Annotated in this window: 4 protein-coding genes; 3 read left to right on the forward strand and 1 reads right to left on the reverse strand. The window is 73.6% G+C overall.

All coding sequences use genetic code 11. The annotated features are described in order from the left end of the window. Positions 1–33 precede the first annotated feature (33 nt). Positions 34–1,383, reverse strand: a complete 1,350-nt coding sequence (locus ACFYPA_RS02585) for a hypothetical protein (protein ID WP_359311655.1) — start codon at positions 1,381–1,383, stop codon at positions 34–36. A gap of 940 nt (positions 1,384–2,323) precedes the next feature. On the opposite strand from ACFYPA_RS02585, the gene ACFYPA_RS02590 reads away from it, so the two are divergent. From ACFYPA_RS02590 to ACFYPA_RS02600, 3 genes are read left to right on the forward strand one after another with little or no spacing between them, the layout of a single operon-like run. Beyond that, complete coding sequence (locus ACFYPA_RS02590; protein ID WP_359311653.1) at positions 2,324–3,550, forward strand: SDR family oxidoreductase; 1,227 nt, start codon at positions 2,324–2,326, stop codon at positions 3,548–3,550. Positions 3,551–3,583: 33 nt separating this feature from the next. Then, positions 3,584–5,167, forward strand: a complete 1,584-nt coding sequence (locus ACFYPA_RS02595) for a PfaD family polyunsaturated fatty acid/polyketide biosynthesis protein (RefSeq protein WP_359311651.1) — start codon at positions 3,584–3,586, stop codon at positions 5,165–5,167. Positions 5,168–5,193: 26 nt separating this feature from the next. After that, on the forward strand, positions 5,194–11,343 hold the full coding sequence (locus tag ACFYPA_RS02600; RefSeq protein WP_389128971.1) for an SDR family NAD(P)-dependent oxidoreductase: 6,150 nt from the start codon (positions 5,194–5,196) through the stop codon (positions 11,341–11,343). The last annotated feature ends 82 nt before the right edge of the window (positions 11,344–11,425 follow it).

Consider the following 11,425-nt stretch of genomic DNA (forward strand, 5'->3'; position numbering starts at 1 on the left):
GAACCGGCATGCCGCCCGCACCGGCCGTCCGGCTCACACCGGGGCCGAGCTCCTCCCCAGTTCCCCCACGGCCTGCTCCCACAGCTCCGGCAGCAGTTCCCCCAGCGGAAGGGCGCGGTCGGCGACGAAGGACACTTCGGCCCACTGGCCGAAGAACGACAGCCCCACCCCGAAGAGGTGCCCGGGCACGAGCAGGGGCAGCAGGGCGGTGCCCGTCACCTGCGTCTCCCCCAGACTCCCCTTGTCGGCGAGCGGCATGGAAGTGGCCATGACGTTGGTGACGCGCGGGGAGAGCACCCTGCGCAGGTACCACGCGGTGGGTCGGTCCGGCATGAAGCGGACCAGGTCCTGAATGGCCTGCCGCCATGTCTCGCCCCGCAACTTCCGGGTCGCCGTCATGACGTCGTCCAGTCGCCGCAGGGACGCCTCACCGTCGGGGGATCCGTCCGCATGGTGCGAGGCGGCCCCCACAGGAAGCTCCAGCGGCAGGGCGAAGCAGCGGTTGCCCCACATCTGTTCCTCGTCGGCACGGCGTGCGTCGACGGGCAGTACGGCCGTCACCCGGGGAAGCGGTACGCCGGACCGGACCGACCAGGCCGACAACGCCCCGGCGAGTGCGGCGAGATGGACGTCGTGCGCTGAGCCGCCGCGCGCCGTACCGATGCGCCGGAGGGTGTCCACCGGTACGCGGCCCCGCCACAGTCGCTGCTCGCCCGAGGGGACGAACGCGGCGTCGGTGCGGTGACCGCGGACGACGAGGGTGCGGGTCACGAACTTCGTGGCCAGTCCGACGGCCGAGCCGACGCGCCGCGGCACTCCGGCCAGGCGGCTGCGGCCCGGCACCGGACGGGCCGAGGGCTCCCCCTCGCCCAGCATGGTCCGGAACGTCATGGCGGCGGCCGAGCCGTCCTGGCACGCGTGGCGGAAGCGGTAGCACACGGCGTACGCGTCGGGTGCGTGACCGTGGACCAGCCAGACCCCCCAGAACGCACCGGGCGCGAAGGGGGCGTTGAGCGCGTTGTGCAGAGCGGAGTCCCACCCGTCGGGGCCCTGGGCGACCACCTCGTGCACGTGCCGGTCGACGGCGAAGCCGGCGTCCGGCTGCCACCGGAGCCGTCGGCCGCCTTCGGCCCTGCTCGTGAGCAGGGGCAGTTCGCCCAGTCGGAAACCGACGTACGCGCGGAGGTCCGCCAGGGTCGGGGGCGGGCCGCTGAGGTAGGCGACGCCGCCGGCGTCCCACCGGACGTCGGGGCGGCGGCGTTCCAGGTCGAGGAACGCGCGGTCCACGGCGTGGGCGGGGTGACGGGGAGAGGGGACGGACCGGCCGGGCCGGACGGACTGGTCCGCCGGGTCGGACCGGGTGGACTGGTCGGAAGCGGGCATGGGGCTTCAGGGCTCCAATTCGTGCCAACAGCGGGCGGGCCGACGGGAAGGGCCAGGGCCCTTCGTGTGGATCGGGCCGGATCAGGGAGCGGGGTTCGGTGCCGTGCATCGCACGGCGGAGGAGGGAGTCATGGCGACCGACGACAACGCGGCGAGGTGCGGTGCCGAACCCCGCTCCCTGATCCGAACGAAAGGCCCCAGGGGCGGACGGACGAGCGGGCCGATGGGCAGGACGAGCGCCGGACCGGGCAGCCCATCCGCCCCCGGCCGACCATCAGGATGACCACCGGTCGCAGCGGATCCGTCCGGCATCGGAACGTCGCTCCCGCCCACAACAGCCCCGTCCCTGCCCGCCGGCGGTGGACGGCCGCCTCCGTTTCCGGGCCCCGCGACAACCGTTCCCCGTGCCGTCACCGGTCTGCTGCCCCGCGCCGCCCGCGTCCGCCGACGCGGAGCACCGCCGGACAGCCGCTCCCGGAACACCGTCCGCCAGAATCCCTCGAAGGAGGGACGGGACTCTGTACGACTCCGGATGCGTCCCGTCACCCCTCGTACGTCCGTGTGTCCCGGCCTGCGGCGGGTTCGTCCGACCTGGCGGGTACGAACGGCCGGAGGCGCGGCGTAATTCGTTCGGGTGAGGAGATCGAATCGGGGCGTCCGCCCCGCCCGGCGTCTGACATCGTGTGCGGGGCGCCGGAGATCATCGGGTTCGGAGCCGCCCTGAAGAACCCCCAACGAAACTGGGGCGCCGGAGAACCGGCGAGCAATCGCACACCGGCCGAAGGGTCGAGCCGCTCGCGGCACGACAGCCGGTGACACCCCTTGTCGTGCGACGGCCGGTGGTCTGTCTCTCTGCCGCTGTCCCGTTCGCCGCAACGGCGGTGTCCCTGTTCCCGCACGCGGTCGTCGGCCGCCCCTTTCGAAGCCTTGGAGCCACGTCGTGCATGTCGCCCTCACCGGCGCCACCGGATTTCTCGGACTGCGCCTGTTACGTCGTCTGCTCGACACGCACCGGACGCTGACGGTCCTGACCCACGCGGGGTCGGGCGACGCTCTGCGCCGCATGACCCGGTCCTTCGAACTGACAGGTGCTCCCGAGGCGTTCACCGCCGGGCTCCCCGACCGGTTACGGGTGGTGGAGACCGACCTGGCGCAACCACGGCTGGGATTGTCCGAGCAGACGTTCCACGAGCTGGCGGACGGCATCGACGCCATCTGGCACAGCGCGGGCAGCATCAACCTGGAGGGGGACCTCCCCGAACTGCGCCGGACCAACGTCGAAGGGGCCCGGCACGTACTGGAGCTGGCCGCTGCGGGCCGCAGGCGCCCCGTGGTCCACCACGTGAGCACCGCCTTCGTGGCCGGGGCACGGCGTGAAGGGGTGGCGTACGAGGACGAACTGGACGATACCAGCGGCTTCGAGAACGCCTACGAACGCTCCAAGTACGAGGCGGAGCTGCTGGTTCACGCGTGGTCCAGGGAACACGGCCGCCCGGTCCTGGTCCTGCGGCCGAGCATCCTGGTCACCGATCTGCCGCCGCACCCCGACCTGCCCGCGCATCCGCTGCTGGTCATCGAGCGGATCCTTCGCGACGCGCGGCGTGCCGCGGGCCCCGGGAGCGGAGGCGCCGACGGGATCGCGCCGGAGTGCCACGCCGGGCCGCGCGGCGGACCGCCCCCGGACGGCGGCCCTTTCGGCCCCGTGGCGGCCGTCCGGCCACGCGTCCGCACGGTGGGGCACGCGCACGGCCGGCTGAACCTGTTGCAGGTGGAGCACGCGGCCGACGTCATGGTGCGCCTGGCGGGCCTGACGCCCTCGGGCGGGGTCGACACATATCACGTCGTCCACGACCGTGATGTGCCCGTACCGACGGTCGTCACCCTGCTGGAACGGCTGGTCCCGCTCTCGATCGACCTGGTCGACACCAAGCCGGACGACCCGTCGGCGCTGGAGGCGCTGCTCGACTTCTACCCGGGCATGACGCCCTACCTCGCCCACCGGCGGCGGTACGACGACACGCGGGTCAGGTCGTTGCTGGGGCCCTCGGCCAGGTCCGCCCCGGTGGGTCTCGACTACCTCTGGTCCGGTCTGGCCCCGCGGGACCGGGCCCCCGTCGGGCCGGCCGACGCACCCACGACCGCCTTCCCGCCCGTCCGATACGCCTGACCAGCAGACGTCCTCTCCCGTTGGAGCCCTTCCGTGTCCGTCCTCGCAGCTCCCGGCTCGCGCACCGCTTCCCCTCCGGTCTTCTCCCCCGACGGGATCGCGGCCCGTGCCCGGCGCATCCGTGAGCCCGTCCACGTGGTCAGCGGGCCGGACGGCCGTGAACTGGGGCTCGCGACCGGCCACTTCGCCGGTGGCCAGGTGCTGGGCACACTGCCACCGCTGTATCCCGAGTGGCTCGGCGGCCGCACCTTCTGCGAGGCGCACGGCGTCCGCTTCCCCTATGTGGCGGGCGAGATGGCGAACGGCATCGCGACCACCGGGATGGTGGCGGCGATGGCCCGGGCGGACATGCTCGGGTTCTTCGGCGCCGGTGGTCTGGCGTACGCGGACGTGGAGCGGGCTGTCCACACACTGGCCCAGGAACTGGGACCGCGCCCGAACTGGGGCGTGAACCTCATCCACACACCGTCGGAACCGGAGTGGGAGTCGCGGGTCGCCGACCTGCTGCTGCGGTGCGGTGTCCCCCGGATCTCCGCGTCCGCGTTCATGGAACTGACTCCGGCCGTCGTGTGGTGTTCGGCCCGGGGGCTGCGCCGGGGCGAGGACGGCGACATCGTCCGGCGTACGCGGATGCTCGCCAAGGTCTCCCGGCCCGAGGTGGCCGAGCGATTCCTCTCCCCCGCCCCGGCCTCGCTGCTGGGCCCCCTCGTCGCCCAGGGCAGGCTGACCCGCGAGGAGGCGGAGCTGGCGGCCCTGGTGCCGGTGGCCGAGGACATCACCGTGGAGGCGGACAGCGGCGGGCACACGGACAACCGGCCGTTGTCGGTCGTGCTGCCGACCATCGCTGCCCTGCGCGACACGCTGTGCCGTCGGTTCGGCTACCGCCGGGCGGTCCGGATCGGCGCGGCCGGCGGCCTCGGCACGCCGGCCGCGGTGGCCGGCGCCTTCGCCCTCGGCGCGTCCTACGTGGTCGTCGGATCGGTGAACCAGACCGCCACCGAGGCCGGCCTGTCCGACGAGGCCAAGGCGATGCTCTGCGACGCCGACATCGCCGATGTGACCATGGCACCGGCCGCCGACATGTTCGAGTTCGGCGTGAAGCTGCAAGTGCTGGCCCGGGGAACGATGTTCGCCCAGCGGGCCGGCCGGCTCCACGCGGCCTACCGGGCACACGGCTCGCTCGAGGAGATCCCGGCCACCCTGCGCGCCTCGCTCGAACGCGACGTGCTGCGCGCCCCGTTCGACGAGATCTGGCGCCGCACGCGCACCTTCTGGGAGCAGCGCGACCCGACGGAGATCACGCGTGCGCGGGCCGACCCCAAACACCGTATGGCCCTGGTCTTCCGCTGGTACCTGGGCAGTTCCAGCCGGTGGGCGATCACCGGGGACGCCTCGCGGCGGGCCGACTACCAGATCTGGTGCGGGCCGGCGATGGGCGCGTTCAACCGGTGGGTGGCGGGCACTGTCCTGGCCGAACCGGCGAACCGGTCCGTGGTGCAGATCGCGCTCAACCTCCTCGAAGGGGCGGCGGTCGTCACCCGGGCCCATCAACTTCGCACCTACGGCGTCCCTTTGACGCCCGAGGCATTCACCTACACGCCGTGCGAGCTGGCGTGAGTGGCCGCGGCGCCCCGGAGGAACCCATGACGGCAGCCCCACCCCGAGGAGAGACCGTGCACACGTCCCCGCCCCAGCGCGTTCCCATCGCCGTGGTCGGGGTGGGCGCCCTGGTGCCCGGCGCGACGGACGCGGCCGGCTACTGGCGGATCGTGACCGGCGGCCGGGACCTGATCACCGAGGTGCCCGCCTCCCGCTGGCGGGTGGAGGACCACTACGACCCGGACCCGGCCGCCCCCGACAAGACGTATGCCCGGCGGGGCGCGTTCCTGCCGGTGGTCGACTTCGATCCGATGACTTACGGGGTGCCCCCCGCCAACCTGTCGGCGACGGACTCCACCCAGCTCCTCGCCCTTATGGTCGCCGACCAGGTTCTGGCGGACGCCGGCGGTGCGGCCGGGGTGGACCGGGACCGGACCGGCGTCGTCCTCGGCGCGGCGGCGCTGGAACACCTCCCGCACATGTACGGACGCTCCCACCGCCCGCTGTGGCTTGCGGGGCTGCGGGCGAGCGGTGTCGGGGAGAGCGAGGCGCAGGCCATCTGCGACCGCATCGCGGCCCGTTTCGCGCCGTGGCAGGAGGCGTCCTTCCCCGGGCTGCTCAGCAACGTCGTCGCGGGCCGGATCGCCAACCGGTTCGACCTGCACGGCATCAACCACACCACCGACGCGGCCTGTGCCAGTTCCCTGGCGGCCCTGTCCACGGCCGTCGGTGAACTGGCGCTCGGCCGGGCCGACCTGGTGATCAGCGGAGGCGTGGACACCGGGAACGACATCGGCATGTTCATGTGCTTCTCCAAGACGCCCGCCCTGTCCCCGAGCGGTGACTGCCGGCCGTTCTCGGCCGCGGCCGACGGCACCATGCTCGGTGAAGCGGTCATCATGTACGCGCTGAAGCGGTTGGCCGACGCGGAGCGGGACGGCGACCGTGTCCACGCGGTGATCCGGGGCATCGGCGCCTCGTCCGACGGCAGGAGCACGGCGATCTACGCCCCCCTGCCCGACGGCCAGGCACGGGCTCTGAGACGCGCCTACGAGGAAGCCGGCTACGGGCCGGAGACCGTGGAGCTGGTCGAGGCGCACGGGACCGGCACCAGAGCGGGGGACACCGCCGAACTGGCGTCCCTGGGTGATGTGTTCGGCGCGTCGGGGCGTACGGACGGCCAGTGGTGCGCCATCGGTTCGGTCAAGTCCCAGATCGGTCACACCAAGTGCGCGGCGGGTGCGGCGGGGCTGCTCAAAGCGGTCATGGCCCTGCATCACAAGGTGCTGCCGCCGACCGTCAAGGTCGAACGGCCGAACCCGGCGGCCGCCGCCCCCGACGGCCCGTTCTACGTCAACACGGAGGCCCGCCCGTGGGTGCGGCCCGCCGGGCACCCGCGCCGGGCGTCGGTGTCGAGTTTCGGCTTCGGCGGCAGCAACTTCCACGTCACGCTGGAGGAGTACGTGCCCTCGGGCGCCGCGGGACGTGCGGCCCTGCGCCACCGCTCGGCACCCGACGAACTCGTCCTGTTCAGCGGCGCCTCCCCGTCGGAACTGGTACCGCCGCGAGCGGACGACGACCGCCCGCTGGCCGCGCTGGCACAGGAGAGCCACTCCTCCTTCGCGCCCGCCGCCCGGGTGCGCCTGGCTGTCGTCGCCACCGATGGCGAGGACCTGCGGGAGAAGTACGCGCAGGCGCTCGCGCTGATCCGGCAGCGGCCCGGGACGGCGTTCTCCACACCGTCCGGCGTCCGGTACGCGTACGGGGAGCCCGCACCCGGTCGCATCGGCTTCCTGTTTCCGGGCCAGGGATCCCAGTACGTCGGGATGGGCGCCGACCTCGCCATGCTGGCGCCGGCCGCCCAGGCCGTATGGGACCGACTGGGTGGCACCGGCTTCGACGGGCGTCCCCTGCACCGGGTCGTGTTCCCTCCGCCCGCCTTCACCGACGGGGAACGCGCCGCGCGACAGGAGCTGCTGGACGCCACGGAGTGGGCGCAGCCCGCCCTCGCCGTGCACGCGCTCGCGCTGCTGGAGGTGGTGCGGGAGCTGGGCCTGCGACCGGACTGCGTGGCGGGCCACAGCTTCGGTGAGCTGGTGGCGCTGCACTGCGCGGGCGTGCTGGACGCCGGGTCGCTGGTGGGTCTGGCCCGCCGCCGCGGTGAGCTGATGCGGGACGCGTCCGACACGCCGGGCGCGATGCTGGCCGTGGCGGCGGACCGCGCGCACGTGGCGAAGGTACTGGCCGGTGGCGGGTTCGGCGAGATCTGGCCGGCCAATCACAACTCCCCTCGCCAGATGGTACTTTCGGGTTCTCAGGAGGCTGTCGTGCGCGCCGAGAAGGCGTTCGCGGCCGAGGGCGTGGGAACCCGCCGGCTGGCTGCGTCCACCGCCTTCCACAGCCCGCTGGTCGCCCCGGCCGCCGAACCGTTCGCCGCGTACCTGCGCACGGTGCGGCTCACGGAACCCGGGATCGAGGTCTACGGAAACGCCGACGCGGCACCGTACCCGTCGACGCCCGACGAGGTGCGCCGCCGGATCGCCGGTCATCTCGCCTCACCGGTGCTCTTCCAGGACCAGATCGAGGCCATGTACGCGACCGGGGTGCGGACCTTCGTCGAAGTCGGCGCGGGTGCGGCGCTCACCGGTCTGGTGGGGCAGATCCTCGGTGACCGCCCGCACGCGGCCGTTCCCCTGGACCGTCCCGGCCGGTCCGGCGTCAGCACCCTGCACGCCGCGCTCGGCGAACTCGCCGTCCTCGGTGTCCCCCTCGATCTCGACACTCTCTGGGCGCCGTACGGCTCGCCCGGAACCTCAGCGAAGGAGCGCAAGCCCCGAATGACCGTGAAGATCAGCGGAGCCAACTACGGTCAGCCGCACCCGCTCCCCGCCGCAGCCGACGAAGCGCCGCCCGCGCCGGCACGTGAGCCGGAGCACCGGCCGGAGCCGGTTCACGTGTCCGTGCCCGCGTCCGACACCCAGGCGGTTCCGCTCCCCGTGTATGCCTCCGCCTCCGTGCCCGCCCCGCAGCCGCCGGCCGACGGGAGGGCTGCTGCGCCCCGGTCACCGGAACCCGCGTACGAGGACGCCACCCCGTACGGCTCCGAAGCCGACACCTCCTTCAGCTCCGGGGCCGGTTCAGCGGTCGGCGCCGACCGGTACGCGGCGGTCGAACACGTCCAGCGGCACACCGCGGAAGCCCACGCGGCCTGCCAACGCATGCTGACGGACAGCCACATGGCCTTTCTGCGCATGACGGAGACGACGCTGGCCGCGATGCTCGGGATGCCCCGGAGTGAGGTGCTCGACGCACCGGCTCCCCCGACGCCGCTGCCGCTCCCCCGCCCCTCCTCGCCGCCGCGCGCGCCGGCTCCGGTCGCCACCGGCCCCACTGCGCCCGTGCCCGGACCGGACGCGTTCGCGGCCCCGGTGCGCCCTGCACCCCCCGTATCCCCGGTGCCGGCGCCTTCGCCGACCCCGGCGCCTTCGCACGCACCGGCACCGAAACCGCCATCGCCATCGCCATCGCCATCGCCATCGCCATCGCCATCGACCGACGATGCCGGAGCTGCCGTACCCCTGTCGCCGTCGGAGTTGGAGGAGCTGCTTCTGTCAGTGGTGGCCCGGCTCACCGGCTATCCCACCGACATGCTCGACCTGGACATGGAGCTGGAGGCGGACCTGGGGGTCGACTCCATCAAGCGCGTCGAGATCCTGTCGGCCGTACGCCGTCAGGTGGGTGACATGGCGTCGGGGGACTTCGGGTACCTCGGGAAGCTCCGTACGCTGCGCGAGATCGTCGGGGCGCTCAGCGGTGGGACCGGGGCTCCCGAAAGCCCGAAGCCGAGTTCCGGCGCGGTGGCCGGCACCCCGGAGGTCGCCCCGGAGGCCCCGAGGATTCCGGCCGCGCGCACCGGCCACGGGGAGAACGCCACGCTGACGAGGCTGGTACCGCGCGCGGTGGAGTCACCGGCGTCCGGTCTGGCGACGGCGGGACTGCTGGACGGCCCCGTCGTGGTGACCGGTGACGACCCGGGCGCGTGCGGGCTGACCGCGCTCGTCGCCCGGAAACTGACGGAGTCCGGCGTGGACGCCACCGCCGCGGCGGAGGTGCCCGCGGACGCACGCGGTGTCATCCATCTCGGCGGACTGACCGCGAGCGGCGCGCCCGACGAAGCGCGGGAGGTCCACCGCTCGGCGTTCCGCGCCGCGCGTACGGTGGCGGCGCGGGCGGCCGGAGGCGATGCGCTGTTCGTGACCGTGCAGGACACCGGCGGCGACTTCGGGCTCAGCGGCCGGGCACCCGACCGTGCGTGGCTGGGCGGGGTCGCCGGTCTGGCCAGGACCGCGGCGAAGGAGTGGCCGGATGCCTCGGTCAAGATCGTCGACTGCGAGCGGGGCGGGCGGAACGACGAGGAGGTCGCTGAGGCGGTCGTACGCGAACTCCTCACAGGCGGGGCCGACATGGAGGCCGGTCTCCGCGCGGACGGCACCCGCGCCCTTCTGCGGATGGTGCCCGAGCCGGTGACGCCCGGCGACTCCCGCCGGGTCACCTCCTCTTCGGTCATCGTGGCCACCGGCGGGGCCCGCGGCGTGACCGCCGCCGCCCTGCTGGACCTGGCCAGGACCCACCGTCCGCGGATCGTGCTGGTGGGCAGGACCGACCCGGCCGCCGAACCCGCCGAGCTTGCTTCGGCGTCCGACGAGACGACGCTCACCCGTCTGCTCGCGCAGGGCTCCGGCGAGTACGCGGCGGGAGCCTCGCCCGCCCGGATCGCGGTAAGGGCCAGGGAGATCCTGGCCGCGCGCGAGGTGCGCGCGACACTGGCGGCTCTGGAGGCGGCCGGGTCACCCGTCCGGTACGTCCGGGTGGACGCCCGCGACGGTGACGCCCTCGCCGCCGCCCTGCGCGACGTACGCGACACATGGGGGCCCGTCACCGGCATCGTGCACGGTGCCGGGGTCCTGGCCGACAAGATGATCGCCGACAAGAGCGACGAGCAGGCCGAGCTGGTGATGTCCACCAAGGTGGACGGTCTGCGGGCGCTGCTCGCGGCCACGGCGGACGATCCGCTGGACCTGATCTGTCTGTTCTCCTCCGTGGCCGCCGTGTTCGGCAACACGGGGCAGAGCGACTACGCCATGGCCAACGAGGTCCTCCACCAGGTCGCGTCGGCCGAACAGGCCCGCCGCCCCGACTGCCTGGTGCGGTGCGTGGCCTGGGGTCCTTGGCAGGGCGGCATGGTCACCCCCGCGCTGGCCGAGCACTTCGGCCGCTCCGGGGTCCCGCTCATCCCTCTGGAGCAGGGCGCGGCCGCCTTCACCGCGGAGCTGGAGGGCGCCGTCGGCGAGGCCCGCGTCGTCCTCGTGGCCGGGGACGATCCGGCGGCCCTGTCCCCGGCCGGTGGCACCTCCCGGGCCCAGTTGCTCGTCCGCTCGGACACCCTGCCGCAGCTGGCCGACCACGCGCCCGCCGAGGTCCCCGTCCTGCCCGTGGCCATGGTGCTGAACTGGTTCACGGGTGCGGCCACGGCGTGGCTGCCGGAACCCGGGCCTCTCGTCCTGCGTGATCTGCGGGTGTACAGGAAGTGCGCCCTGCCGGAACTGGCAGGTACGGGCCACCGGCTCACCATGATCGGCAGCCGGGGCGCGCCCGGTTCGCCGTCGGGTCTGGAGGCGGAGTTGCGGGGCGATGACGGCCTGGCGCACTGCAAAGCCGTGCTGGACACCGGGACGGGGGAGCCTGATCCGGCCGCGTGGGGCACCCCGGAGGGACTGAAGCCCTTCGAGCAGGCCGATGTGTACCGGCGGGAGGCCCTCTTCCACGGTCCTCGGTTCCATGCCCTGCGCACCGTGCACGGCGTCTCGCAGCACGGAGCCGAGGCGACCGTCGCGGGTCTGCGGGCCCTGGGCTGGACGGACGGGCCCTGGCCGCTCGACGCGGCAGCCGTGGACGGAGCGCTCCAACTCGCCCTTCTCTGGGGCGAGGAGGCGCTCGGGGCGGCGACGCTGCCGATGGCCGTCGCGGAGTGCGGGGTGTACCGGCGCGGCCCGGTGGACGGCACCGTTCGGTGTGTCGTACGGGGGCGGAAAGCACACGGCACGGGGGCGCGCTGCGACGCCGCTCTGCTCGGCGCCGACGGGTCCGTCCTGCTGGAACTGACCGGCATCGAACTCGTCCGTCGCCCCTCCTGACCCGGTCGCCCCTCCTGACCCGGTCCGTCGCCCTCCTGACCTCGTCCGTCGCCCTTCCTGACGTCGACGTCGTCCCCGGTCC

Source organism: Streptomyces sp. NPDC005775 (assembly GCF_042871565.1).
Taxonomy (GTDB): Bacteria; Actinomycetota; Actinomycetes; order Streptomycetales; family Streptomycetaceae; genus Streptomyces.

Bases quoted from the DNA above. Each gene is read 5' to 3' on its own strand.
- ACFYPA_RS02585 (WP_359311655.1), bottom strand. From the start codon at position 1,383: ATGCCCGCTTCCGACCAGTCCACCCGGTCCGACCCGGCGGACCAGTCC.
- ACFYPA_RS02600 (WP_389128971.1), top strand. From the start codon at position 5,194: ATGACGGCAGCCCCACCCCGAGGAGAGACCGTGCACACGTCCCCGCCC.